The organism is Burkholderia sp. MSMB1835 (assembly GCF_001526365.1).
Classification (GTDB): domain Bacteria; phylum Pseudomonadota; class Gammaproteobacteria; order Burkholderiales; family Burkholderiaceae; genus Burkholderia.
On record NZ_LOYP01000059.1, the window covers coordinates 296,814 to 322,515 of the forward strand.

Consider the following 25,702-nt stretch of genomic DNA (forward strand, 5'->3'; position numbering starts at 1 on the left):
AATCGACCCCGGGAAGCCGGCTGGTGCGGGTCGACGAGTCGGGTAGTCGGCATACCGGAATGATCGCTCGCCTTGTTGCGCCGGCCACGCGCCCCTACGCTCTGCGTCATGCCCGCGGACACGCCGTCCGCCCCACTCCGAGGAACTCCGCCATGTCGCTTCCCGCCAGCGCCGCGAAATTCGATCCGTCGCGCGCGCACGAATACGCCGAGCAATCGCGCATCGCGCTCGCCGGCTACGATGCGTGCCACGAACTCGCCGCATGCCTGCTCGCGTCGGCGATCGGCGTGCCCGATGCGCGGATGCTCGTCGCGGGCGCGGGCGGCACGGGGCAGGAAATCTGCGTCGCGGCCGCGCTCGAACCGGGCTGGCAGTTCACGGCCGTCGACCCGTCCGCGCCGATGCTCGCGCTCGCGCGCTCGAATGTCGAGGCCGCTGGTTTCGGCACGCGTACGACGTTCGTCGAGGCCGGCGTCGACGCGTTGCCCGACGCGCCCGCGTTCGACGGCGCGACGCTGATCGGCGTGCTGCATCACGTGCCGGGCGACGACGCGAAAGCCGCATTGCTGCACGCGATCGCACGACGCCTGAAGCCCGGCGCACCGCTCGTGCTCGCCGGCAACCATCGCCGCTACGCGGACCACCCGCGTCTGCTCGACGCCTGGCAGCAGCGCTGGCGCATGAAAGGCGCCACGCCCGACGCCGTGCGCGCGCAGCTCGCGAAGATCCTGCAGGGCGCCGATCCGCCCGTTTCCGAGGACGCCGTGTTCGCGCTGCTGCGCGAGGCGGGCTTCGATGCGCCGCTGCGTTTTTTCGCGAGCCTGTTCTGGGGTGCATGGATCGCGGTGCGGCGCGCATGACGGCTCGATGCGGCGCGCAACGGCACGCGCCGTGCGATTCGCGAACGCGCCGCATGCGCTCGGTATGATGTCGTTCCCGCCCCCCTTTTCGGCCTCGACATGCTCACCGTCCATCACCTGAACAACTCGCGTTCGCAGCGCGTGCTCTGGCTGCTCGAAGAACTGGATGTGCCGTACGAGATCGTGCGTTACGAACGCGATCCGAAGACGATGCTCGCGCCGGCCGAATTGCGCGCGATCCATCCGCTCGGCAAGTCGCCCGTCGTGACCGACGACGGCCGCACGTTCGCCGAATCGGGCGCGATCGTCGAATACCTGGTCGAACGCTACGCCGACGGGCGCCTCGCGCCGCCGCCCGGCTCGCCCGAGCGGCACGACTACACGTACTGGCTTCACTATGCGGAAGGGTCCGCGATGCCGCCGCTGCTGCTCAAGCTCGTCGCGCTGCGGATCGCGCAGGCGCCGATGCCGTTCTTCGCGCGGCCGATCGCACGCAAGATCGCCGCGACGCTGCAGTCGGGCTTCGTCGATCCGCAGATCGCGCTGCATCTCGGCCATGTCGACGGCGCGCTGGCACGCACCGGTTGGTTCGTCGGCGACCGCTTCAGCGCGGCCGACATCCAGATGAGCTTTCCGCTCGAAGCCGCGACCGCGCGCGGCGGCGGCAGCCGGTATCCCGCGATCGCGCGCTTTCTCGACACGATTCATGCCCGGCCTGCATACCAGCGCGCGCTGGAGCGCGGCGGCCGGTACGACCTGCTCAAGTGACCGGCGTAACCGGCGTCAGCTCAGCAGCCCCGCCGCGACGTTGATCGACAAGCCGAGCACGGCCATGTTGAAGTAGAACGACAGGATCGACTGCGCGAGCACCGAGCGCCGCGCGGAGCGGTTCGCGAGCGACACGTCGGCCGTCTGCGACGCGACCGCGAGCGTGAACGCGAAATACAGGAAATCCCAGTAATCGGGCTCCGGGTTCCGGTCCGGGAAACGGAGCGCGCGATCGCCGCTCGGCGAGCCGTAGTAGAGCCGCGCATAGTGCAGCGTGAAGATCGTCGGAATCAGGAACCACGCGCCGAACAGCGTCGCGCCCGTTATCGCGTAGTGGCTGAGTCCCGCGCGGAAGCCGACGCTCTTCGCGGTCGCGAGTTCGATCGCGATCGCCGCGACGCTCGCGACGGTCGCGAGGCACACGACGGTCAGCACGGTCGTCGCGTTTTCATCCTCGCGGATCGCGACTTCGCGCACCTTGTGATGATGCGCGGTGACCATGCGCACCCACATCAGCACCAGATACAACCAGACCGCGCAATCCCAGCCGATCAGCGCCCGCACGGTCGGGCGCAGCGGAAACGGCAGCAGCACCGCGCACAGCAAGCCTGCGACGAACGCCGCGACCATGCGCGGCCGGTTGCGTAATACCTGCGGATAAAACGTCATCGTGCGATTCCCGAAAGCAGATGGAAAGGGTTCGGCCGGTGCACCGCATCGGCGGCCAACGCGCCCCGATTATCGCCATTCCATCGCGGCGTGGCGATGGGCGCGAGCGCCTAAGATAAGGGGATGACCGCCACCGCCCTGCTCTGCCGCCATCCCGAGAATACGACCGGCCGCGACTTCGTCGTCGGCGACCTGCACGGCTGCGTCGACGTACTGCGCGCGCTGCTGCACGACGTCCGCTTCGACCCGGCCCGCGACCGGCTGTTCTCGGTCGGCGATCTCGTCGATCGCGGCCCGGCCTCCGACACCGCGCTCGACCTGCTCGAGCGGCCGTGGTGCCACGTCGTGCGCGGCAATCACGAGGAAGTGCTGAGCCTCGTCGCGCGCGGCAAGCTGCCGCCCGACGCGTGGCGCGGCATCGGCGGCGACTGGGGCGCCGACCTGCCGCCGGAGCGGCTGCGCGCGCATGCGGCGCGCGTCGACGCATTGCCGCTCGTGCGCGTGATCGGCGACGGCCCGACGCGCTTCAACGTGTTGCATGCGGAATTCTTCGGCTCGGACGCGGATCTCGATACGGGCTGTTATTCGCACGACGTACGCGAGCGGCTGATGTGGGGCCGCGACCTCGTCCAGGGGCTCGCGGATCCGGCGCGGCAGGCCGGGCTGTCGCTGACCTGCACCGGTCACACGCCGGTGCGTGCGCCGCTACGGATCGGCGCGCAATGGTTCATCGATACGGGTGCGTTCGCGCCCGCCGGCCGGCTTACGCTCGCCGAGCCGCGCACCGGCCGCACCTGGTCGATGACGCAGGCCGAAGCGCGCGAACGCCACGCGGGCGACTGGCCGCTGCCCTGACGCGCCGGCCGGCGACCGCGCCACGCAACGCAACGGCCCGCCGCGCCGGCCAGGCGAACGCTAGCCGACCTGATTCAGTTCGAACACCGCATCGACGGCCGAACCGTTCCAGTTGTATTCGAGATAGGCCGCATGCTGGCAGTCGCGCAGCAGCGTCGTGCGGAACGCGGCGAGACACTCGCCGCGCGGGTCGCGCACCGACGGATAGACGATCCCCGCGCCGCCTGCACCGCGCACCGCACGGCCGAATGCCTGTCCCGCGCTGTAGTCGACCGGGTCCAGTAATGCGGGATCGCGCTGCGGCCACGCGCGTACGTCGGCGACGTCGCCGTGCGCGAACACGGTGTAGAGCCGCATCTGCTGACGCATCGGCGGCTCCTTCGTCGCGGCGAGGAACAGCCCGCTGTGATAGCGCGTTTCGGCGATCGCCGTGTCGCGCGTGCGCGTGCAGTAGAACACGCCGTAACTGCCGTCCGAAAAGCGGCTGCCCAGCGGATTCAGGTGCGTGAACGCGGCCATGATCGGCCCCCAGCCCTGCCCGTAGCGGCGCTCGGCGGGCGGCACGAGATCGAGCGTGCCGACTTCGTTGCGGATGCGGTCGTTGGTCAGCGATTCGAGCGCGTAGAGCGCGTCGAAGTCGTCCGCCGACGCGACGCGGTCGAACAGGTTGATGGCCGGAAAACGGGTGGGAATCACGCGATAGGCGGGCGCCCAATCGACGGTGGTCGTGGGCCACCGGCTGACTTCGATCGGTGTCGTCACGCCCAGCCACCCCGCATCGCGTCGAGATATTGCCGGACCGCCACCAGATCGCCGACGTTGCCGGCCAGCATCCGGTCGAGTGCGCGCTTGCCGCCGAACGGCGCCGCATCGTTCGGCCGCTTGACCCACGCATCGGCCGCGGCGGGTTGGGGCAGCAGGATCTGCAACCCCTTGTAGATGCCGAGTAGCAGCGATAGCCGCTCGAGCGTATCGCGCGGCAGGCGCGCCGATTCGGGCGCGGCCTTCCACTTGAAGAACGTCGAGCGGCCCGGCGATCCGAGCAGCACGATCTGCTCGTCGATCGTCAGCTCCCAATCGCGCGCGATGTTGAAAAACGCACGCAGGCCGGCCGCCGACATCTGCGCGACCGAAGCGTGCGGCACGGCGGAATGCGAATCGTACGCGGGCTGTGACATGATCGTTAGTCTCGAAACGAATTCACTAACAAGATTAGTCCATTCTCGTATTTTTGCAAGGGTCGCACCCATCGATCGCGTGCAGGCATCCAGCGAAACGATATTTTTTGTCCATTCTGGACTCCGATTTTATTTTCTGCGTTAATGGCCGTGCGGACACCGCGTCACGGCGCGGGTCGTGTCCGTGGAGACCGTGTCGCCCAGAAACCGGATGCACCACGCCAAGGAATGCACGATGAAGAGACTGATTGCCGCCGTTTCGATCGCCCTGCTCGCGGTATCCGCAGGCCCCGCCGTCGCGAAGGACTGGACCACGATCCGCTTCGGCACCGACGCCAGCTATGCGCCGTTCGAGTCGAAGACGCCCGACGGCAAGCTCGTCGGCTTCGACATCGACCTCGGCAACGAGATCTGCGCGCGCCTGAAGGCGAAATGCGTGTGGCTCGAGAACGACTTCGACGGGATGATTCCGGCGCTGAAGGCGAAGAAGTTCGATGCGGTGCTGTCGTCGATGTCGATCACGCCGCAGCGCGCGCAGCAGATCGGCTTCACGACGAAGATCTACAACCAGCCGACGCGGCTCGTCGTGAAGAAAGGCTCGCCGCTGCTGCCGACCGCCGAATCGCTGAAGGGCAAATCGATCGGCGTCGAGCAGGGCACGACGCAGGAGACGTATGCGAAGGCGTACTGGGGCAAGCAAGGCGCGAACGTCGTGTCGTACCAGAACCAGGACGGCGTGTATGCCGACCTGATCGCCGGTCGCCTCGACGCAGCGCTCCAGGATGAAGTGCAGGCCGCGATCGGATTCCTGAAATCGCCGCGCGGCGCGAACTATACGTTCGTCGGGCCCGAACTCGTCGACGAAAAGGTGCTCGGCATCGGCGCCGGCATCGGCTTGCGACAGGAGGACACCGACCTGAAGGCGAAGATCGACCGCGCGATCGTCGACATGGTCAAGGACGGCACCTACAAGCGGCTCGCATCGAAGTACTTCGACTTCGACATCTACGGCGGCTGAAAAAACGGCGTCGCGCGCGTACGGATGACCGCTTCCGTCGCGCGCGTCCGACCGCCCCTCCCCTTCAACCGGATGGCAACGACATCGAGCGGCTCGCCGTTGCATCGAATGCGCGTCGTGTTGCGTCGTTTGTCGTGTTGCGTCGTACGCGGCCTGCGGCACGACGTTTCGTCTATCGTTCGGATCACCAATCAATCGCGTGCGGCAACGGCGGGCCACGCGAGCGAACGTCGTGCGGTTCGAATCAATAGGCGAAAACCGGGCGTCGCGGTACCGGCGCCCGTGTGCACATGCCCATGCGGATCGGGTTCGCGTGCAGGAAAGTACCGACCCGGCGCGGATGACCGGCAACCAGCCGGATCCGCCTCGCGCCGGGCGCGGAGAGATGGCCTGTCGAGGCATGCCGGTCGGCCGCAAGCGCGACGTTCGAGCGGCGATGTCCCGAATCACGGCGATCGCGGCCTGCGGGCCGCGGCGTGTGACGATCGATCATTTTTCTACCCCGTTTGCTGTCTGATGTTTGTTCCGGCAACCGGACGATGCCGATGCCCCGGCGATCAGGCGACGACGCTCCGTGCTCGCCGCGACGCGGCCGCTGCACCGCGCGCGGCCGCCGCATCCCCGCGGACTGCGTCCTGGCCGGTACTGAAGGCTTCGGCTGCCTGACCGGACGGACCTCGCGTCGTCGACTCTCGCACGCCCTTCTTCGCAAGGACCGGGCCAGCGCGGCGCGAGCCCGGCCCGACAAGGAGGCGACCAGGCCGGCTCGCGGCCGGAACCGGCGTGGGATGCCGGAAGTTACGCAATTGAAACATCGGTGCCGCGGCACGCGCCGGCGGCGACACGGCGGGGCCTTGCGGAATAAGGCTGAACAATGGAGCACGGAATTTTTACCGGCGACGGACCGGCCGATCGGCCCGATTCGACGCGGGAATTCGCCCGGCGGCCGACGCGAAATGTTTCATGCGCTTTACATGCCGCCGGCGGCGAGGTGCGCCGCACGCCGCGGCCGGACGCCGAACGCGGCCGATCGCATGGCTTTCCTGCGGCGGCGCCGCACGCGACCTCGCGCCGCCCGGGCGACCGCCCACGACGATCCGCCGAGCTCGCCACGCTGACCCGCTTCGGCGTGTCGGGCCAAGGCTCGCCCGCGCGTGGCGCGTCGTCGCGGTCGTGCCGTGCGTGCCGCCCGTCACGTTCGTGCCGCACCGGCTGCGGACCGCTCGCCGAGCCGGTTCGCGCGCCGCTCAGCCGACCCGCTGATGCCCGGCGTCGTCCGACGGCGCGCCGTCGTGGCCGCCGTCGTGGCCGCCGTCGTTGCCGCCGTCGTTGCCGCCGTTGTCGCCGTTGTGGTCGCGATCGTTCAGCCCGTGCTCGATCATCATCCGATAGAGCGTCACGCGTGAAATGCCGAGTTCGGCGGCGGCCTTGTTGATCCGGTGGTCGTTGCGCAGCAGCGCATTCTCGATTGCGGTGCGCTCGGCCAGCGCCCGCGCCTGTTCGAGCGTCACCGGTTCGGTTTCGCCGGGCGTGTCGAGCCCGAGATCGTGCGGCGTCAGCAACCGGCTCTCGGCCATCACGATCGCGCGCCGCACGCGGTTGATCAGCTCGCGCACGTTGCCGGGCCACTCGTAGCGCCGCATCGCGTCGAGCGCGGCCGACGTGAAGCCGCTGATCTTGCGGCCGCTGTCGGCCTTGAATTTCTGCAGCACGTAGTGCGCGAGGATGTCGATGTCCTTGCCGCGTGCGCGCAGCGGCGGCTCGTGGATGCGCAGCACGCACAGCCGGTGATAGAGATCCGCGCGGAAGCGCCCGGCCTCGACCGCGCCGTCGAGATCGACGTGCGTGGCCGAGATGATCCGCACGTCGACCGCGATCGACTCGTGCCCGCCGAGCCGCTCGATCCTGCCTTCCTGCAGAAAGCGCAGCAGGCTTGCCTGGCTTTCGACCGGCATGTCGCCGATCTCGTCGAGAAACAGCGTGCCGCCGTTCGCCGATTCGATCCGGCCCGCGCGCCGCTGGTTCGCGCCGGTGAACGCGCCGCGTTCGTAGCCGAACAGCTCGGACTGCAGCAGATGATGCGGAATCGCTCCGCAATTGATCGCGACGAACGGCCCCTTGCCGCGGCCGGAGCGCTCGTGAATCGCGAGCGCCGTCAGTTCCTTGCCGGTGCCCGACTCGCCCGAGATGAACACGCTCGCGTCGGTCTTCGCGACCTTGCGGATCGTGCTGAACAGTTGCTGCATCGCCTCGCAGTTGCCGATCATCCCGTGTTCGCCGATCGACGCCGCGTAGGCGGCGCCGTCGACGCGATCGAGCGCGGCCATCCCGCGCGCATGGCCCAGCACGTGCGAAATCCATTCGGACGGCAGCGGCAGCGTCACGTAATCGAAACAATAGCTGCGGATCAGTTCGCGCACGGCGGGGCCGATCGTGATGCCGGCCTGCGCGATGGAAATCCAGCCGATCGCCGGCTGGCTCAGACACATCTTCAGCGCGGGATAGTCGCGCGACGTGAACCCGGTGAAATCGACCAGCCCGGCGGCCACGCTCACGCCGGAGGTCATGTTCTGCGCGGCGCCGGCCGTCTTCGCGACCGCGATCTCCCAGCCGAGCCCGCGCAGTTGCGCCAGCAACGGCTCGTCGGGCGTGCGCATGATCACGAACAGCTTGCGGCCGGCCTCGGGAGCGGTGACGGACACGTCCGTCATCTCGGGCGCCGCGTGCCCGTTTGCGTCGGGTGACCTTGCAACCATCGTTGTTCCCCGCTTGGCTTTGGTATCGCGCGCCGGCTCACCGCCGCGTACGACGGACACGATCGAACCGACATATTGGGCGTATTTCCGTCCGAATAAAATCCCCCTGCGCATGAATCGCGCGGGAGTCGACGTCGCCATGAACGGTATATCGATGCGGCCGGCCGCCGGCTACATGGGTGTTATCCCTGTGGCGGGCGCCGCACACGGCCGGAAAGAACCGGTACCGCACGCGCAAAGCCGCGCCGGTGCTGGCGCGAGGCATGGGTATGGGACGGGCGCACGCCCGATCGGCGCACCGGCGCATGCGTGTGCAACCGGTGTGGCGGGCATGCGAACGCGGCGCAACCGGTTCCGGTTGATTGTCGTCAATCGTCGGAACGAGCCGGCCGATGCGCGAACGCAACAGACACGATGCCCCGCCGCGCGACGGGCGACGGGCGACGGGCGGCCTGCGGCCCGGATCAGCGGCCCGACGCGAGCGGCGCCGGCGCGTTCGCGCGACCGCGGCCGGCCGGCGTGCCGCCGTGTTCGCCGTAGGTGGCGGCCAGTGCGTCGACCCGCGCGAGATGGTGACGATTGTCGTGATCCCACGGGTGGAAGCCCGGCCGGAAAAAGCTCAGCCATTCGCCGGCGATGCGCGGGAACAGCCCGCGGCGCGGCCCGTACAGGAACGCGATCGTCCGCAGCAGGCCGCGCACGTGATGGCCGGCGCCGCGATCGCGCCACAGCAACGTCGCATGCATCAGGAACACGGTCGGCCAGAACGTCAGCGTCGTCAGCAGATACACGCCGATGCGGATCAGGTAGCGGCGCAGCCCCGGCTTCATCGCGGCGTTCCACACGTCGAACGACACGGCCTTGTGCTCGGTTTCCTCCAGCGCGTGCCAGATCCACATCTGCCGGTAGCCTTCGACCGAGCCGTCGAGCCGCGTCGGGTCGCGCAGCAGCCAGTCAGCGAGCATCGCCGTGTAGTGCTCGGCCGCCACCGTGTGCGCGAGCTGCACCGAATGCGGCAGCGTGCGCTTCATGTAGCCGAGCACCGCCCACACGCGCCGGTCGAGCTTGCGCGCGGGCAGCCGGTTCGCCTGCATCAGCTCGTTGTATTCGACGTGCTCGCGCGTGTGCATCGCCTCCTGGCCGATGAAGCCCAGCACCTGCTGCTTCAGCACGGGATCGTCGATCCGGTCGCGGTAATTGCGCACCGAATCCATGAAGAAGCGCTCGCCGGCCGGAAACAGCAGCGACAGCGCGTTGAAGAAATGGGTCACGTGCGACCCCAGGCCATGCCAGTCCTTCGCGCGTTCGACCGGCAGGTCGAAGCGCAGGTCGCGGCGCACCGGCATGATCCCGGCTGCGGTGACGGAAGCGGCTGACTTCATGTGCATCGTTCTCCTGTTGCCGAGCGGCCCGGCGCATCGTCGGACGCGGCCGGTGCAAGCCCGGGCGACGCGTCGCGCGCCGCCAAAATCCTGACATCGACAGATGTAACGATAGGCCGCGCGCGCCGGCGCACGCAAGCCGTGCGGTAGATGCGCGCTTCCAAACAGGGCACGGTCGGACAGGCGGAAAAAACGGCGTTCGAACGACGCTCGGCCGGGTGGCGATTCGAACGCGCCGGCGCGCGAACGAGCGAGGTGGCGGGTGTGGCGCAGCGCCTCGCCATCGGCCCGGCAGCCCCGTGCGCCGGGCATCTCGCCGCGTCCCGCAACGGTCGCCCGGCATGCGGCAACACGTGCCGGGGCGCCGATTCATACACATGGCGCACTGCCGTGGTGCAACCTCGGGCCCGCGGGCTCGCCGAAAATTCAAACGCGCGTTCCAATAGCGGATCGGCCGATCCCGCGCGCGGCGCCCCGCCACCTTCGCCGACACGCGTACGACGGCACGAAATCCACGCGCGCCGGGCCGCTGCGCGCTCGCCTACAATAGCGGTTTCACGCAACGTTCTTTCAGGAGAAGTCATGTCTGTCACCACGACCGCATCGGGCCTCAAGATCGAGGACCTGACCGAAGGCACCGGCGCGGAAGCGCAAGCCGGCAAGACCGTCAGCGTCCATTACACCGGCTGGCTGACCGACGGTCAGAAATTCGATTCGAGCAAGGATCGCAACGACCCGTTCGCGTTCGTGCTCGGCGGCGGCATGGTCATCAAGGGCTGGGACGAAGGCGTGCAGGGCATGAAGGTCGGCGGCGTGCGTCGCCTGACGATCCCGCCGCAACTCGGCTACGGCCCGCGCGGCGCAGGCGGCGTGATTCCGCCGAATGCGACGCTCGTGTTCGAAGTCGAACTGCTCGACGTCTGACCCCGCCTCCGGCCGTTTCCCTTCCAATGGAACGCATCGCCTCGCCCGCCATCGCGCTGCGCCGCTACGCCACGTGCGAAGCGTCGGACGTGCACGACTTCCACCAGGTCGTGCTCGGCGTCGATGGCGCGATGGTGATGGCGGTGGACGGAATCGGCCGGCGCATCGACCGGCACGCGGCCTGGCTGATTCCGGCCGGTGCGCGCCACGACTACGCGGGCCTCGGCGAGAATCGCCAGCTCGTGATCGACCTGCCCGCCGCGTCGCTCGCGGTACCGCAGCGGCTGTTCGACCATGCGCGCGCCGTGGCGATCGACCCGGCGCTCACGTCGCTCGTCGCGCAGGTCGCGGCGGCCGCCGCACAGCACGATGCGCCGGCCGGCGACGCTCGACAGGCCGCCGCGCACCGCTTTCAGTGGCAGGCCGCCGCGCGCCTGTGCGACGCGCTGCTCGACGATGCGGGCATCGCCGCGCCGGCGTCGGGCCTCGATTTCGCGCGCATCGACCGCTGGCTGCGCGCGCGGCTCGCCGAACCGCTGCGCATCGCCGATCTCGCCGCGCACTGCGGCTACGGCATGCGCCGGTTTCATCAACTGTTCGTCGAGGCATTCGGCGAAACGCCGCATCGCTACCTGCAGCGGCTGCGGCTCGACGCCGCGGTCGTGCTGCTCGCCGACGGCCGGCATTCGCTCGTCGACATCGCGGGCAGCGTCGGCTTCGCGGATCAAAGCACGTTCACGCATGCGTTCACGAAGCGCTTCGGCGTGGCGCCTGGACGCTGGCGCGGCGAACGGCATTGAGCGCGGTAGCGCGCTGAATACGCATCGACGCACGTAGCCGGCAGCACGCGGATCGGCATCCGTATCGACGCTTCGCGTCTCGCTGAAACGTCGCGTGTCCGTCGCCGCCTACGATGGGCGCATGGATACGACCACACCCTCCCCCGCTTTCCCGCCCGCGCTGGCGCGCGTCGTCGCCACCGTCAGCATCGGCTTCGTCGTCACGCAGCTCGACGTGACGATCGTCAACATCGCGCTCGCGCATCTCGCCGCCGACCTGCACCTGCCGGTCGCCGGCCTGCAGTGGGTCGTCGATGCGTACACGCTCGCGTTCGCCGTGCTGATGCTGTCGGCCGGCGCGCTCGGCGACCGCTTCGGCGCACGGCGCCTGTACGTCATGGGCCTCCTGCTGTTCGCGCTCGCGTCGCTCGCATGCGGCGCCGCCGTCGCGCCCGCGATGCTGGTCGCGGCCCGCGCGCTGCAAGGCGTCGGCGCCGCGGCCATGCTGCCCAATTCGCTCGCGCTGCTGAACGACGCGTGCCGGCACGACCCGCGCCTGCGCGCCCGCGCGGTCGGCGCGTGGACGGCGGCCGGGTCGATCGCGATCGCGGCCGGCCCGGTCGTCGGCGGCCTGCTGATCGCCGCATGGGGCTGGCGCGGCATCTTCCTCGTGAACCTGCCGCTGTGTGCGGCGGGACTCGCGGCCACGTTCGCGTGGGTGCCCGCGCGCCGCGAACGCGCGGCGCCGCCCCGCTCGCTCGACCTGCCCGGCCAGTTCGTCGCGATCGCGATGCTGACCGCGCTGACCGGCGCCGTGATCGAATGGCGGCCGCTCGGCTTCACGCATCCGGTCGTGGCCGGCGGCTGCGTGCTGGCGGCGCTGGCCGCGCTCGCGTTCGTCGCGATCGAGTCGCGCACGGCCACGCCGATGCTGCCGCTGTCGCTGTTGCGCCACCGCACGTTCAGCGCGGCCGTGCTGTTCGGCATCTGCGTGAACCTCACGTACTACGGCACCCTATTCGTGCTCGCGCTGTACCTGCAACGCGCACGCGGCGAATCGGCGCTGCAGGCGGGACTCGCGTTCCTGCCGCTCACGGGCGGGTTCCTGCTGTCGAATCTCGCGAGCGGCCGCGTCGTCGCGCGCCACGGCCCGCGTGTGCCGATGCTGGCCGGCGCGCTCGTCGCCGCGCTCGGCTACGGGTCGCTGCATTTCGTCGACGCGTCGACGCCGCTCGGCGTGCTGCTGGCGCCGTTTCTGCTGATACCGTCGGGCATGGGCTTCGCGGTGCCCGCGATGACGACGGCCGTGCTCGCATCGGTCGCCCCCGACCGCGCCGGCATCGCGTCGGCCGTGCTGAATACCGCGCGGCAGGCCGGCGGCGCGATCGGCGTCGCGGCGTTCGGCGCGCTCGCCGGCGGCGGTGCATCGCAGGTCGTCGGCGGATTGCGGATCGAAACCGCCGTGTCGGTCATGCTGCTGCTCGCGGCCGCGCTGCTCGCGACCCGCGTGCGGGCCGATGCGCGTCGCGATGCACCGCGTTCGCGTCGGGCGGTGCCGGCGCACGATCGAGCGCTGGCGGTCACGCGTCGCCGGGGTCGGGCTGGATCAGGTGACGCCACGGAAAGAAGTTCTTCCTGAAGTGGCTCACATAGCCGCCTCTGCCGGCCTGGATCACCATCAGTTGCAACGCCGGATGCAGCGCCTGCAGCGCTTCAAGCGCGTCGAGGTCGAGACAGGTATTTCTCAGATACAGCGCGTGGAGCCGCTGGCCGGTCCGGCTCTTCAGCAAGCGCTCGTAGGCGTCGAACGGCGTGATGCAGCCCGCGCCACGCTCGTGCTTCCACGCCGAATGCAATTCCGTCGACTCGGAGAAATCGAGCCGGCCGAGCGACGGCAGGTTGTCGCTGCCGGCAAGACGGTCGATGAACTGCTGCGTGTCGTAACAGCCGCCGATGCGCAGCCGGCTCAGATACGGCAACGGCACGTCGAAGAAGCGTGCATCGGGTGCGTTCGGCACCGTCAGCTCGGCGAGAAACGGCGCCTTCGCGACGAAGCGGACAATCTCGCCGCCCTCCTGCATGATCCGATCCCGGCGCACGATCATCGACATGTTGTGATCGGCCGGCTCGGTCGGCCGCACATACAGCGACCGCAGTATCGGAAAGTGCGCATCCGAATCGAGCAGCGGACCGAAATCCCATTCGCGCGTGCCGTTCGCGCCTTCGTCCGGCCCGCTGAACACCAGATCGGTCACGAGGCTCGCCACCTCCGGCTCCGCCAGACATGCCAGCGTCCAGTCGAGCGGCTCGCCCCATGCCTCGCCGAAGTATCGGACATGCAGCCCGGCCCGCAGCGGCGCGACGTCGAGATGATTGAAATCGGACAGCCACAGCGGCTCCGCCGGATCCGCATGGTCGTGGCCTTCCTCGGCACCTTCGCTTGCGCAATGATCGTGGATACGGCGCTGCAACTCGAGCAAGCGCCGATAACCGGCGGAATCCAGTGGATGAGTCATGGCGATGCGGCTCCGGACGACGATCGCGACAGTCTAGCCGACGGTGCAGCCATCGCGCCTCGCGCTCATCGCCGTGCCGCACCCGCTTCATCGTCGATCTTCCTGACGACCGTGTCGGCCGCCTTCAAGGGCCGGCCGTCGCCATGCCGCAGCGCGAGCTTGCGAATCGCGCGCCCGGTGCCGCGGTCGACCAGCACCGAATGCGGCTCGCCGCGCGCGAACAGGTTGGCCTCGCCCCACTGCCGCAGCATCACGATGACCGGAAACAGCCCCTCGCCTTTCCTGGTCAGTACGTACTCCTGATACGCGGTGCCGTCGGAGGCCGGCACGACGTCGAACACGCCCGCGTCCACCAGCATCTTCAGCCGGTCGGACAGGATGTTGCTCGCGACGCCGAGGCTCGCACGAAAATCGCCGAAGCGGCGCACGCCGTCGAACGCGTCGCGCACGATCAGCAATGCCCAGCGATCGCCGACGATATCGGTCGCGCGCGCCACCGGGCACGGCGAATCCGCAAGACTTTTCTGCCTGGCCATGTTCCTCTCCGCAATCGCGCCGGCCGCCTTCGCGGGCAGGCCGACCGTCCGTGCACGGGCCCCACGCCCGCCGTCAAACAGGTTGCATTTTAAAACTACTTTCCCTACACTCCAAACCAGTTTCAAATTGCAACTACATTGCATGAGGAAACCCATGGAATCGTCCTGCCATTCCGGCACCGTTGCATCGAACGCGCCAACCGGCGCGGTCCATCCGGCCGAGGGCGGCCGCCTGTCGTCGGCGCGCGTCGCGCTCCTGGCCGTCTGCTGCGCGGCGAGCGTCGCGAACGTCTACTACGCGCAGCCGCTGCTCGATTCGATCGCGCGGGATTTCGGCGTGTCGCAAGCCGCGGTCGGCGGCGTCATCACCGCGACGCAGCTCGGCTGCGCGCTCGCGCTGCTGTTCGTCGTGCCGCTCGGCGACCTGCTGAACCGCAAGCGCCTGATCGCCGTGCAGCTTGTGCTGCTGAGCGCCGCCTGCATCGGCGTGGCCGTGGCGTCGACACGCGTCGCGCTGCTGGCCGGAATGGTCGCGGTCGGGCTGCTCGGCACCGCGATGACGCAAGGGCTGATCGCATGCTCGGCCACCCTCGCCGGCGCCGGCGAACGCGGGCGCGTGGTGGGCGCCGCGCAGGGCGGCGTCGTGGTCGGGCTGCTGGCCGCGCGCTCGCTGGCGGGCGTCGTCACCGACATCGCGGGGTGGCGGGCGGTCTATCTCGTGTCGGGCGGGCTCGCGATCGCGATGCTGGTCGTGCTGTCGCGGCTGCTGCCGGATCGGCACGAACCGCGCGAACGCATCGGTTATGCGGCGCTGCTGCGCTCGATGGTGTCGCTGCTGCGCGACGAACGCGTGCTGCGCGTGCGCGGCGCGATCGCGCTGCTGATGTTCGCCGCGTTCAGCATCTTCTGGAGCGCGCTCGTGCTGCCGCTGAGCGCGCCGCCGCACGCGATGTCGCACACGCAGATCGGCGCATTCGGCCTCGTCGGCGCACTGGGTGCGGCGGCCGCCGCCCGCGCGGGCCGGCTCGCGGATCGCGGGCGCGGCGAAGCGACGACCGGCGCCGCCCTTGCGCTGCTCGCCTGCTCGTGGCTGCCGCTCGCGTTCGGCAATACGTCGATTGCGCTGCTGATCGTCGGCATCGTGCTGCTCGACGTCGGCGGACAGGCCGTGCACGTCGTCAATCAGAGCATGATTCTCGGCGCGCGGCCCGACGCGCATGCGCGGCTCGTCGGCTGCTACATGCTGTTCTATTCGGCCGGCAGCGGGCTCGGTGCGATTGCGGCGACGATGACGTATGCACGCGCCGGATGGACCGGCGTCTGCGCGCTCGGCGCGGCGGTGAGCATGGCCGCGCTCGGCGTATGGGCCGCGACGCTGCGGCGCGCGTGATGCGCGCGGGTCATGCGGATCGAATGGGAAAGCCGGCGCGCCCTCGGCGGGCGGCCGGCACGCGAACTGGCCGCGCACGCGCGCCGGTCGGGCGTTCGGTTCGGCGCGCGCGCTGCGCGCCGCAGGCGTTCAGCCCGCCGCCCGGATCGCCTCTTCGTAGACGCCGGCCACGCGCCGCGCGATCACCGCATTGTCGAAATGATCGCGCGCATAGCGCTTGCACGCGGCCTCGTCGGGCAGCGCGATCGCGCCCGACAGCGCACCGCCGAGCCCTTCGGCGATCGCATCCGCGCCCGTCGACGGCAGCACGAGATCGTTCGACAGCCCGGCGACCGCCTCCGGCAATCCGCCGACCGGCGTGACCAGCACCGGCGTGCCGGATGCCAGCGATTCGACGGTGATCAAGCCGAAGCCCTCGAGCGCGACCGTCGGCACGACGCTGACCGTCGCCGCGCGGTACAGCGCCGCGAGATGGTGGTCGGGCACGAAGCCGAGCAGCTTCACGTTGTCCTGCAGCCCGGCTGCGTCGATGCGCTGCTGCAGTTCCTCGCCGATCTTGCCCTTGCCGGCGATCAGCAGCAGGACGTCCGGGTGGCGGCGCTTGACGAGGCCGATCGCGTCGATCAGGTCCTCCAGCCCCATGCGCCGCACGAGCCGGCGCACGGCCAGCACGATCGGCCGGTCCTGCGGCAGTTGCAGCTTGTGCCGCGCCTCGGCCGGCGTAAGCGGCGTGTCGAACTGCGCGGTATCGACGCAGCCGGGAATCACGCGCACGCGCGACGGATCGATCCCGTAGCGGTTCGTCAGGATCTGGCCGAACGCCTGCGACAGCACGATCAGCCGCGACGAGCGCGTGTAGACGGCCTGTTCGAGATAGCGCTTCGCGCGCTGCCCGAGCGACGCGGCGCCCTCGACCTGGCTTTCGTCGGCCCACGGCCCCTGGAAGTGCGAGACCTGCGGAATCCCGCGCGTCACGTCGAGGCCCGGAAACGTGTACAGCGCGAAGTGCGACGAAATCACGTCCGGACGCGCGCTGCGGATCTCGTCGCGCAGCGCGCGCCGCGCGGCGAGCATCCGCCGCGCGAGCGGCTGCGACGCAGGCCCGAAGCCCTGGATCGCCCCGCCCGTGTCGTCGGCGACCTTCGGCGAGCCGGCGACGAGCCCGCGCACCTCGACGCCCGCCCCGGGCAGCGCGCCGACGAGCGAGTAGTACATCCGGTCGAGGCCGCCCGCGCGTTCGGGAAACCAGTGCATGCCGATCTGCAACGATTTGATCGGCCGGGAAGATTGGGACATCACGGTTGCTCCTGCGTGACCGCATGCTCGACCCGCTCGAAGGCGGACGGCTGCGTGGGTTGGCCGATGCGCCGGTAAAGCGCGACGTACTGGGCGCCCATGTGCGCCCAGCCGAAACGGGTCATCAGTTCGCGGGCCGCGTCGCCCATCGCGCGACAGGTGTCGCGCGACGCCGCGAGCGAGCCGATCGCCTGCGCGAGCGCGGCCGGATCGTCCGGATCCTCCAGCACGATCCCGCATTCGCGCGTGATGATTTCCGCGCCGCCCGCCGTGCGCGCGGTGACGACCGGCAGCCCGGCCGCCATCGCCTCCAGCAGCGACAGGCTCATCGCTTCGTAGCGCGACGGAAAGACATACGCGTCGACCGAGCGCATCAGCGTCGGCATGTTCTTCACGAGCCCGAGGAAATGCACGCGCGAATCGATGCCGAGCGCGCGCGCTTCGTCGGGATACGGGCTGCCGGGCAAGTAGCCGGCCACCGCGAGATGAACGTTGGGCGGCAGCTTCGTCAGCGCCTTCAGCACCGTGCCGAGGTTCTTGCGCGGCGTGCGCAGGTCGCCGACGAACAGCAGCAGGAACGCGTCGTCCGGCAGCTTGAACGCCGCACGGTCGGCCTGGGCGCCGGCGAACGCGCTGCCGTCGACGCCGTTGTAGATCACGCTGATCTTGCGGCTATCGATGCCGAGCCCGGCGATTTCGTCGGCCACCTTCTGCGACACGGCCGTGATCGCGCGCGAGCGCCGGTAGGCCCAGCGCTCGAGCGCGGTGTTCACGCGCGTATAGACGTACTGGTAGGCCGACCACAGCCCCTTCGTCAATCCGAACGGATAGTACGGACTCTTGAACCAGCCGCCGTGCACGAAGTGCGCGGTATTCACGTCGGCCTTGATCCACGAGATGAAGCCGTTCACGTGCAGCACGTCGTATTCGCCGCGGTGCGCGCGCAGCCACGCCGCGCTTTTCAGCGCGAACACCTGCTGCTTGACGAGATTCGACGGCCAGAAGCTGCCGACCTTCACCGGCACCCAGCGCACGCGCGGGTCGGCCAGCAGCTCGGGCGCGACGTGCGACGCGACCAGCGTGACCTCGTAGTTCTCGGCCAGCGCCGCGCGCGCGATTTCGTAATTGACGCGGCCCTGCCCGTCGTTATGTCGCACGACGTGCGTGACGATCGCGATTCTCAATGGTCGCCTCCCCGTGAACGCGCGGCGACCAGCAGGCGTTGCGCCTTCTGCCAGTGCGCCGCGGCAAGTATCGAAAAAATGGCCGTGAACATCAGCAGGCCGCCGGTGCCGATCAGCGAGTTCGTGAACACGAGCATCGCGAAAGTCGACAGGCACAGGCTCAGGCACGCGCCGACGAACTTGTCCTTGCGCAGCTTGAACGCCGCGCGCAATGTGCGGCCGAACAGCATCACGACGCCGGCGAGATACAGCAGCGTGCCGGGCCAGCCGAGCACGAACGGCACGTTCATCACGCCGCTGTCGAAGCTGCCGTACTTGCCGAGCTCGCCGCTGTCGCTCGACAGCTTCGTGGACGCGCCGGTCGCGCCCATCCCTTCGCCGGCGACGTCGGTGAACGCCGTCTGCGCGAAGGTCGCGTAGAACTTGTTGCGATCGTCGTAGCTGCGGTCGTCCTTCAGGTTCGCGATCGACTGCAGGCGCTGGCCGAGCCGGTCGGCCACCGGTCCGACCGTCAGGAGCGGCACGCACAGCCCGACCAGCACGACGCCGCTGATCAGGATCCGCATCCGCACGCGGTTGCTCGATTGCACGAGCTGGATCGCGAGCGCGATCACCCAGCCGCCCCAGGTCGAGCGCACGAGACACAGCGCGAACGACACGAAGCCCGCCGCGCCCGCGAACCAGCGGATCTTCTGCGGCGCGACCAGCACGAACACCAGCGCGCCCATCATCGCGAACGCGAACGGTCCGGACGAATTCATCGTGCTGAACACGCGCACGCCGTACGGCACCGGCTCGCCCTGCGAACCCATCTGCGAGCCGACCATCCACAGCACGTCCCACTGCGGCATCACGAAATACTGCACGACGCCGTACACGCCCATCACGAGCATGCCCCACATGAAGGTGGACAGCAGCACGTCGCGGTACTCCGGATAGTTGCGCGCGTTCACCATGATGTGAAAGCCGATCAGGATCGGGTACAGCCAGTTCGCGAGGTCGTAGGTCGCGGCCATCACGCCGCTCGACACGATCCCGACGAGATACGCATACACGAGCCCGAACAGGATCAGCAGCACCGGAATCCCGCGCCGCTGCGCGAGCACGCGGTAATGCCTGAGCAGCCCGAAGCCGGCGATCATCGTCACCGCGAGCGGCGCGACCTGGATCAGGCTCGTCGGCGTGAACGCGCCCTTCGACCAGTCGGCCAGGCGCCGGACCTCCGGGCTCAGGAACCACACCCACCACATGAAGCCGACATAGCGCGCCGGGCTCTTGAAATACAGCCAGATGCCGACCCCGATGGCCAGCACCGGGAACGCGAGCGTCAGCACCTTGCCCTGGTGGACGGCGATCAGCGCGGCGGTGAACGTCCACAGCCCGGCCTGCCCGGCCCAGTGCTTCGGCTCGGCGAACCGGCTGCGGGGGCGCGACGGCGCGCGTTCGGCGGCAATCGTACTCATCGATGCGCGCTCACTGCGACGAAGGACGCGAATCGGCGAGCGGCATCGCCACGCCGGCCGCCGCGGGTGTGCGGCGCCGGCGCAGCATGTCGCGCGTGATCCGCACGTGCTGCTCGGCGAACGCCTGCGTGGTCAGGTCGCGCTCGCGCAGACACGCGGCGGCCGCACGCGCGCAGTCGAGCGCCGCCACCGGGTCGGCGACGAAGCGATCGGCGGCCTGGCGCATCGCCTGCGCGTCGAACGCCGGCACATAGGCGGCCGTATCGTGCGGAAAGTAGTCGCTCAGGCCGCCCACGTCGGACACGATCATCGGCTTGCCGACGGCCGCCGCCTCGAGCATCACCGTGATGCCCGACGCGTGGAAATTCGGCCGCAGCGGCACGACGATCACGTCGGCCCACGCGTACAGCTCGTGCTGCTTCGCGAGCCCCGCCGCCGGGCCGATCTTCACGTTCGGCGCGTGCCACTCGCGCGGCACGCGGCGGCGCGTCGCGAGCCGCACGTCGTAGCGCGCGTCGCCGCCGAACGCGGCGAGGAACGTGCGCCAGTCGCGGTCGCGGTCGTTGCCGATCGCCGCGATCCGCAGCGGCCGGTTCGGTTTCCATTGCTGCGGCTCGACCGGCGGAAAGTCCTGCGTGTTCAGCCCGTAATAGACGAACTCGGCTTCGCGCCCGAGGTAGCGGCGGCACAGGTCGGCGTTGTCGCGAGCCAGCGTGGTCAGCGCGTCGGCGCGCGCGAGCAGCTTGCGGTACAGCCAGCGGCGCGGGCCGCCGAAGCTGTTCCATTTGTCGAACAGCCACACGCTCTGCGCGAGCAGCAGCGGGCGCTTGCCCTGCGCGCCGGCGAGCTTCAGGATCAGCGCGGCGGCCAGATGCTCCTGCTCGGTGTGGGTCCAGATCACGTCGGTATCGAGCAGCGCCGCGCGGTTGCGCCACGCATGCACGACGTCGAAGCCGAGCGCCGCCTTCAGCGCACGGCGCGCGACGCTCACGACGCGGTTCTCGCCGCCGTCCTGCGAATAGGTCAGCCGGAACTCGTCGGATTCGGCGTGGTGATAGCCGTACAGGCAGCCGATGTCGTCGCCTTTCCGGTAGGTACGCGGATCGGCGCCATAGAACAAATGGACGTGAACTTTCGTTGCATCCTTCATGGTCATGCGAGCCCTCCGGGCGTGGCCGCGCGCACTGCGCGCAGGCCGTTCAAGACGTCACCGGCGGCATCGCCGCGCGGTGGGGGGCGAGGTTCGTGCGGCGCGCATCGCGCGCGCCGCGGCGCACCGCGCGCCAGTGCGCGAGCACTCGGGCGCGCCGCGCGGTGGGCAACGACAGCAGCACGTGCGCGAAACCCGGATAGACGCGCGTGCCGATCAGCGTCCACCACCACCACGCGATCTCGCGCCGTACCGGCGGCAGATGCTCGCGCAGCGTCAGTTGCAGGTTGTACGCGCCGTTGCTGATCGCGTTCAGCGATGCCGCATCGCGACGGTCGTCGTCGAAGCGCTCGGCCGGGAAATGATCGACGGCGATCGCCGGGTCGTACAGCAGCGTCCAGCCCGCGCGCTGCACTGCCATGCTGAACGCCATGTCGTTGTGCACCTGCGCGCCGGCGCCGCGCAGCCGCGTGTCGAAGCGCAGCCGTTCGATCGCCGCGCGGCGGTAGCTCATGTTCGCGCCTTTCAGCATGTCGACTTCGCGTGCGCCGCCGACGCCGAGGTGATGATTGCCGACGATCTTGCCCGACAGCGTGAGCTGGCCGACCAGCTCGCGCGATTCGTCGAGCAGGCGGCCTTTTTCGTGCACCCAGTCGCGGCCGCCGACCGCGCCCACGCGCGGGTTGGACAGGAACGCGGCTTCGATGCGCGCGAGCCAGTCGGGGTGCGGCGCCGCATCGTCGTCGGTGATCGCGACGATGTCGCCGGTCGACGCGTCGAGCCCCTTGTTCAGCGCGGCGACCTGCCCCGCCACGTCGACCGGCACGATGCGCAGCGGCAGCGCGCCGCCGACCGCCGGATCGGCGAGCCGTTCGTGCGTGGCGTCGTCCTCCGGGCGCGCGACGACGATCACCTCGTCGGGCAGCCGCTGCTGCCGCTGCAGCGCCAGCAGGCAGCGCGCGAGGTCGGCGGGACGCCGGTAGGTCGGAACGAGCACGGAAATTTTCATCGAAGGTTCTCCATTCGGCCGGGCCGCTGCGGCGCGCGCCGGCCCGGTGTCGTGCAATGCGATCAAGCGCTCAGGTATTCGTGCACGGCCGCATAGCCGCGGCCGTAGCCGCGCGCCTTCGGCGGCACGCCATTGAAGATCCCGCCTTCCAGATCGACGCCCGCGGTGCGCAGGCGCTTGATCGCGTCGGCGATCTCGCCTTCCGTGTGCATGCCCGAGCGCAGCACCAGGAAGGTGGCGCCGGCCATGCGGCCGATGATGGTCGCGTCGGTCACCGCGAGCACCGGCGGCGAATCGATCAGCACGACGTCGTAGCGCTTGCCGAGGCCTTCGAGGTATTGCGGCAGGCGCGTCGACATCAGCAACTCCGACGGGTTCGGCGGGCGCGTGCCGGCCGCGATGAACGACAGGCCCTGCACCGGCGTCTCGCGGATCGCGTCCTCGAGCGAGGACTGGTCGCTCAGCAGCTCCGACAGCCCCGGCTGCGAGGTGAGGCCGAAGTAGCGGTCGAGCATCCCGCGGCGCATGTCGGCGTCGATCAGCAGCACGCGCTTGCCCGAATGGGCGAGCAGCACCGCGAGGTTGACCGTCAGGAAGCTCTTGCCGATGCCCGGCGTCGGGCCGGTCAGCACGATCACGCGGTTCTTCGCGTCCATCATCGCGAACTGCAACGCGGTGCGCAGGCTGCGCATGCTTTCGACGCTCAGGTCCTTCGGACGCAGGCTCGCGAGGATCGGCCGTGCACGACCGCCGCCCTTCTCGGCCGCGGCATCGAGCTTCACCTGCTCGGCGCTCTGCGGGACGAGCCCGTACAGCGGCAGGTTGAACGTGCGTTCGACGCGGTCCGGATCCTCGATGCCCTGGAACAGGTTGCGGCGCAGGAACACGACGCCGGTGCCGAGGATCAGCCCCAGGAACACGGCGGCCGACAGGATCAGCACCTTCTTCGGCTTGATCGGCGCGCCCGGACGGAGCGCCGAATCGACGAGGTGGATGTTGCCGCCCGTGCCGGCCTTCTGCACCGACAGCTCCTGCACGCGGTTCAGCAGCAGCACGTAGATGTCCTCGGCGACCTTCGCGTCGCGCTGGAGCTGGACCGCCTTCACTTCGGTCGCCGGCAGGCTGCGGAAGCGGTTGCTGAACTTGTCCTTCTCGCCCTGCAGCTCCGCGAGCTGCTGCTTCGCGGCGATCACCATCGGGTGCGAATCGGTGAAGCGCTGCGCGAGCGACGCGAGCTGCAGGCGTTGCGCGGCGATCTGCTGTTCGTACTGCACGCTGCCTTCGAGGTAGACCTTCGCCTCGTCGCTCGCGTTGATCGAGCCCGAGGTGCGCTGATACTGCGTCAACGCGGCTTCCGCGCGTTCGAGATCGGCCTTCAGGCGCGGCTCCTCGCCCTTCAGGAAGTCGAGCATCTTGGTCGCTTCGGCCTGCTTCGCGACCACGTGCTGGTTCAGGTACGACTGCGCGAGCGCGTTCGCGATCGCGGCGGTCTGATCCGGGTCCTTGCCTTCGAGCGAGATCTGCACGACACCCGTCTGCTTGCCCTGCTCGGACACCTGGATGCCCGTCTGGAAACCCGTGATCGCGTCGAGATCGTTGTAGCGGACCACCGTGAATTGCGTGCCGGGGCGCGCGACGAGCTTCTGTACGAGCAGCGTCACGCCGCCGCCCTGCGCCGGCTCGCCGACGCGACCCGCCAGCAGCCGCGTGCCGTTCTCGTCGACCAGCGAATAGGTGCCGTCCGGGCCGGCCGTCAGCGTCAGCTTCTTGCCTTCGAGCGCCGGCACGACGCTGATCGAGTCGACGTCGGCGAGCTCGCCGCCCCACGCATACGACTTCAGGCCGAGCCACGGCCGCGACGGCTGGCCTGGCGTCGCGAGGCGCGCGGCGAGGCTGCCGAGCACCGGCAGCGTCTTCGGCGCGACCGAGAAGTTCAGCTTGAACTGCTCGACGACCGGCGTGACGACGCCGCGGCTCTTGATGATCTCGATTTCCGCATCGGTCGGCGCCTGCTGCGGGCCGCTGTTGATCGACGCGCCCGTCTGCGTCTGCGTGAGCGCCTGCGACGTGTTGTCGTTGCCCTCGACCCGCACGTGCACGTCCGCCTGGTAGACCGGCTTCGCGATGAAGCAATAGAGGCCGGCGAGCGCGACGACCGTCACCGCGATGCCGAGCAGCAGCCAGATGTCGTCCATGATGACCTGGAGCAACTGGCCGAGAACGACGTCCTCTTCCTCGGTTTTCGCGGTCAGGTCCGCGTAGGAGTGTTTCGCTTGCGTGTTCACCATTCGTTCCCGCTTGAGTGGTGCCGGGGGGCGGACGCCGCCCCGGCGGGCTATCAGCGCGTGATTTGCCGCATGTAGAAGATCGTCTGGATCGTCGGCAGCACCTGCTGCAGCACGCGGTTGAACTGCACCGAGCCGGCCGTGCTGACGTAGACGACGTCGAGCGGTTGAAGCGGGAAGCGGCTCGACAGCATCAGCGCGTCGGGCTGCGTCATGTCGAGACGGAACACTTCGGGCTTCGTCGGGTTGTCGCGCATCCCGCGCATCACGTAGATCTTGCGCGGGTTCGCGTCGGTGTCGAGAATCCCGCCGCCGGCCGTCAGCGCGTCGGCGATGGTCAGCTTGCCCTTGAGCATCGGCACCGTGACCGGCGTCTTGACCTCGCCCATGATGAACACGCGGCTGTCGCTGCGGTCCGGCACGTTGACGATATCGCCCGGCTGCAGCATCACGTTCTGCTTCACCTCGCCGCGATCGAGCACGCCGTTCGCATCGAGCGTGTACAGCTTGCCGTCGCGCGTGAGCCGCACGCGCTGCAAATCGGCCTCGGCGGTCGAGCCGCCCGAGCGCGAGATCGCGTCGACCAGCGTGAGCGGCACGTCGCTCACCGCGAGCGGACCCGGCTGCTTCACCTCGCCCGTCACCTGCACCTTCTGGCTGCGGAACGACAGCACGCGCACGTCGAGCTGCGGATTCTTCACGTAGCGCGCCAGGCTGGACGCCATCTCGTCGCGGATCTGCGCGACCGTCTTGCCCGCCACGCGAATGCGGCCGACGAACGGGAAGAAGATCGTGCCGTCGGCGGCCACGGTCTGGCCGTACGGATCGGCCTGACCCGGCAGCGCGGTCGTATACGGCTGCTGCAGCGCGCCCGCGACCGATTGCGTCGTGTTGCCGCCGCTCGAGAACGACTGGCCCTGCGGCGTCGTCAGCTCCGGGTGATCCCACACGGTGACGCCGAGAATGTCCTGCGGGCCGACGCGATACGTGTACTGCGACGGATCGGTATAGCGCCCGGGCGGCAGCGGATGGTCGACCTGCGCTTTCTGCAGCTGATCCATCACCACTTTGGCGTCGATGTAATGAACCGGATAGGTCTCGGCCGCTTCCTGCCGGCCGTCGTCCTTCAGGTTCGACGAGTCGAGGTAGTTGCCGGGCGCGGTTGCGCAGGCCGACAGGAAGGTCGTCAGCGCGACGGCGAGCGCCAGCGGGCGCATGGGACGTTTCAGCATAGTTTTTGCAGCCATCCTTGAACCAGACGTTCGATCAATGAGTAGCTCTCGCGATAGTCGGCCTCGGGGCCGCCATGCGGGTCCGCGATCTCGGCGTCCTCCCACTTGCCCAGCAGGTGGACCTTGCCGCGCGCGAACGGATCGACCGATTCGACGGCCTTGATCTGATCGCGCTCGCTGACGAGAATCAGGTCGGCGTCGCGCACGATCCGGCGCGACAGCCGCCGCGAGCGATGGGTCGTCGCATCGACGCCCCGCTCGGCCAGCAGTTGCCGCATCACCGGATCGATGCCGTCGCCGTCGTTCGCGTTCACGCCGGCCGAATGGAACGTCGGGCGCGGGCCGCCGCGCGACGCGGCGTGCGACTTGAACAGCATTTCCGCCGCCGGGCTGCGGCAGACGTTCGCGTGGCAGACGATCAGGATGTTCCGGAACATGGCGTCTCGTAACGA

The 25,702-nt window shown here is 69.2% G+C and carries 23 protein-coding genes; 8 read left to right on the plus strand and 15 right to left on the minus strand.

What is annotated here, in order from left to right; genetic code table 11:
* Positions 1-152 precede the first annotated feature (152 nt).
* The gene (locus WS96_RS30695) at positions 153-860 is read left to right on the plus strand and encodes a class I SAM-dependent methyltransferase (RefSeq protein ID WP_059837594.1); all 708 of its coding nucleotides are present in this window, start codon (positions 153-155) and stop codon (positions 858-860) included.
* A gap of 99 nt (positions 861-959) precedes the next feature.
* Positions 960-1,628: a glutathione S-transferase gene (locus WS96_RS30700; RefSeq protein WP_034205261.1), complete on the plus strand. Its 669-nt coding sequence runs from the start codon at positions 960-962 to the stop codon at positions 1,626-1,628.
* Between the two features lie 15 nt (positions 1,629-1,643).
* Here the strand turns inward: WS96_RS30700 and WS96_RS30705 are convergent, their stop codons facing one another.
* A complete protein-coding gene (locus WS96_RS30705; protein ID WP_034205262.1) occupies positions 1,644-2,297 on the minus strand; it encodes a DUF1345 domain-containing protein in 654 nt (217 codons plus the stop codon).
* Between the two features lie 123 nt (positions 2,298-2,420).
* On the opposite strand from WS96_RS30705, the gene WS96_RS30710 reads away from it, so the two are divergent.
* A complete protein-coding gene (locus WS96_RS30710; protein ID WP_059837596.1) occupies positions 2,421-3,152 on the plus strand; it encodes a metallophosphoesterase in 732 nt (243 codons plus the stop codon).
* Positions 3,153-3,212: 60 nt separating this feature from the next.
* On the opposite strand, the gene WS96_RS30715 is transcribed toward WS96_RS30710, so the two are convergent.
* Entirely contained in the window at positions 3,213-3,914 is a 702-nt protein-coding gene (locus WS96_RS30715; protein ID WP_059837598.1) for an RES family NAD+ phosphorylase, read from the minus strand.
* A complete protein-coding gene (locus WS96_RS30720; protein WP_027782522.1) occupies positions 3,911-4,330 on the minus strand; it encodes an MbcA/ParS/Xre antitoxin family protein in 420 nt (139 codons plus the stop codon). Before WS96_RS30720 ends, WS96_RS30715 begins: the two co-directional genes overlap by 4 nt.
* 235 nt (positions 4,331-4,565) lie before the next feature.
* Between WS96_RS30720 and WS96_RS30725 the strand changes: the two genes are divergently transcribed.
* Positions 4,566-5,348, plus strand: coding sequence for an ABC transporter substrate-binding protein (locus WS96_RS30725; RefSeq protein ID WP_034206232.1), 783 nt, complete (start codon positions 4,566-4,568; stop codon positions 5,346-5,348).
* A 1,247-nt stretch (positions 5,349-6,595) separates the two neighbouring features.
* Here WS96_RS30725 and WS96_RS30730 read toward each other — a convergent pair.
* Positions 6,596-8,104 carry a sigma-54 dependent transcriptional regulator gene (locus WS96_RS30730; RefSeq protein ID WP_059837600.1) on the minus strand — a complete coding sequence of 503 codons (1,509 nt, stop codon included), beginning with the start codon at positions 8,102-8,104 and terminating at the stop codon, positions 6,596-6,598.
* A gap of 464 nt (positions 8,105-8,568) precedes the next feature.
* Complete coding sequence (locus tag WS96_RS30735) at positions 8,569-9,486, minus strand: metal-dependent hydrolase (protein WP_034205266.1); 918 nt, start codon at positions 9,484-9,486, stop codon at positions 8,569-8,571.
* Between the two features lie 582 nt (positions 9,487-10,068).
* Between WS96_RS30735 and WS96_RS30740 the strand changes: the two genes are divergently transcribed.
* The 3 genes from WS96_RS30740 (at position 10,069) to WS96_RS30750 (ending at position 12,828) form a co-directional block, all read left to right on the plus strand.
* A complete protein-coding gene (locus WS96_RS30740) occupies positions 10,069-10,410 on the plus strand; it encodes an FKBP-type peptidyl-prolyl cis-trans isomerase (RefSeq protein ID WP_059466723.1) in 342 nt (113 codons plus the stop codon).
* Positions 10,411-10,436: 26 nt separating this feature from the next.
* Positions 10,437-11,210, plus strand: a complete 774-nt coding sequence (locus WS96_RS30745) for an AraC family transcriptional regulator (protein ID WP_059837602.1) — start codon at positions 10,437-10,439, stop codon at positions 11,208-11,210.
* A 121-nt stretch (positions 11,211-11,331) separates the two neighbouring features.
* Positions 11,332-12,828: an MFS transporter gene (locus WS96_RS30750; RefSeq protein ID WP_059837860.1), complete on the plus strand. Its 1,497-nt coding sequence runs from the start codon at positions 11,332-11,334 to the stop codon at positions 12,826-12,828.
* Here the strand turns inward: WS96_RS30750 and WS96_RS30755 are convergent.
* Both WS96_RS30755 and WS96_RS30760 read right to left on the minus strand, forming a co-directional pair.
* Positions 12,770-13,705, minus strand: coding sequence for a hypothetical protein (locus WS96_RS30755; RefSeq protein ID WP_059837604.1), 936 nt, complete (start codon positions 13,703-13,705; stop codon positions 12,770-12,772). The genes WS96_RS30750 and WS96_RS30755 overlap by 59 nt on opposite strands.
* Positions 13,706-13,770: 65 nt before the next feature.
* Complete coding sequence (locus WS96_RS30760; RefSeq protein WP_059837606.1) at positions 13,771-14,241, minus strand: winged helix-turn-helix transcriptional regulator; 471 nt, start codon at positions 14,239-14,241, stop codon at positions 13,771-13,773.
* Positions 14,242-14,395: 154 nt separating this feature from the next.
* Here WS96_RS30760 and WS96_RS30765 point away from each other — a divergent pair, with 154 nt between their 5' ends.
* Positions 14,396-15,631, plus strand: coding sequence for an MFS transporter (locus WS96_RS30765; protein ID WP_059837608.1), 1,236 nt, complete (start codon positions 14,396-14,398; stop codon positions 15,629-15,631).
* 129 nt (positions 15,632-15,760) lie between these two features.
* Here WS96_RS30765 and WS96_RS30770 read toward each other — a convergent pair whose 3' ends face one another.
* The 8 genes from WS96_RS30770 to WS96_RS30805 all read right to left on the minus strand — a co-directional run bounded on the left by WS96_RS30770 (position 15,761) and on the right by WS96_RS30805 (position 25,687).
* Complete coding sequence (locus tag WS96_RS30770) at positions 15,761-16,927, minus strand: glycosyltransferase family 4 protein (protein ID WP_059837862.1); 1,167 nt, start codon at positions 16,925-16,927, stop codon at positions 15,761-15,763.
* Positions 16,927-18,111 (minus strand): glycosyltransferase family 4 protein, encoded by a 1,185-nt coding sequence (locus tag WS96_RS30775; RefSeq protein WP_059837610.1) that lies wholly within the window; start codon positions 18,109-18,111, stop codon positions 16,927-16,929. The genes WS96_RS30770 and WS96_RS30775 overlap by 1 nt, the downstream gene beginning before the upstream one ends.
* Positions 18,108-19,574, minus strand: coding sequence for an O-antigen ligase family protein (locus tag WS96_RS30780; RefSeq protein ID WP_059837612.1), 1,467 nt, complete (start codon positions 19,572-19,574; stop codon positions 18,108-18,110). The genes WS96_RS30775 and WS96_RS30780 overlap by 4 nt, the downstream gene beginning before the upstream one ends.
* Positions 19,575-19,584: 10 nt before the next feature.
* The gene (locus tag WS96_RS30785) at positions 19,585-20,730 is read right to left on the minus strand and encodes a glycosyltransferase family 4 protein (RefSeq protein ID WP_059837614.1); all 1,146 of its coding nucleotides are present in this window, start codon (positions 20,728-20,730) and stop codon (positions 19,585-19,587) included.
* A 43-nt stretch (positions 20,731-20,773) separates the two neighbouring features.
* Entirely contained in the window at positions 20,774-21,733 is a 960-nt protein-coding gene (locus tag WS96_RS30790; protein ID WP_059837617.1) for a glycosyltransferase family 2 protein, read from the minus strand.
* 62 nt (positions 21,734-21,795) lie between these two features.
* The gene (locus WS96_RS30795; protein ID WP_059837619.1) at positions 21,796-24,021 is read right to left on the minus strand and encodes a polysaccharide biosynthesis tyrosine autokinase; all 2,226 of its coding nucleotides are present in this window, start codon (positions 24,019-24,021) and stop codon (positions 21,796-21,798) included.
* A gap of 50 nt (positions 24,022-24,071) precedes the next feature.
* The gene (locus WS96_RS30800) at positions 24,072-25,250 is read right to left on the minus strand and encodes a polysaccharide biosynthesis/export family protein (protein WP_059837621.1); all 1,179 of its coding nucleotides are present in this window, start codon (positions 25,248-25,250) and stop codon (positions 24,072-24,074) included.
* Positions 25,244-25,687 (minus strand): low molecular weight protein-tyrosine-phosphatase, encoded by a 444-nt coding sequence (locus tag WS96_RS30805; protein ID WP_059837622.1) that lies wholly within the window; start codon positions 25,685-25,687, stop codon positions 25,244-25,246. Before WS96_RS30805 ends, WS96_RS30800 begins: the two co-directional genes overlap by 7 nt.
* Positions 25,688-25,702: the final 15 nt, after the last annotated feature.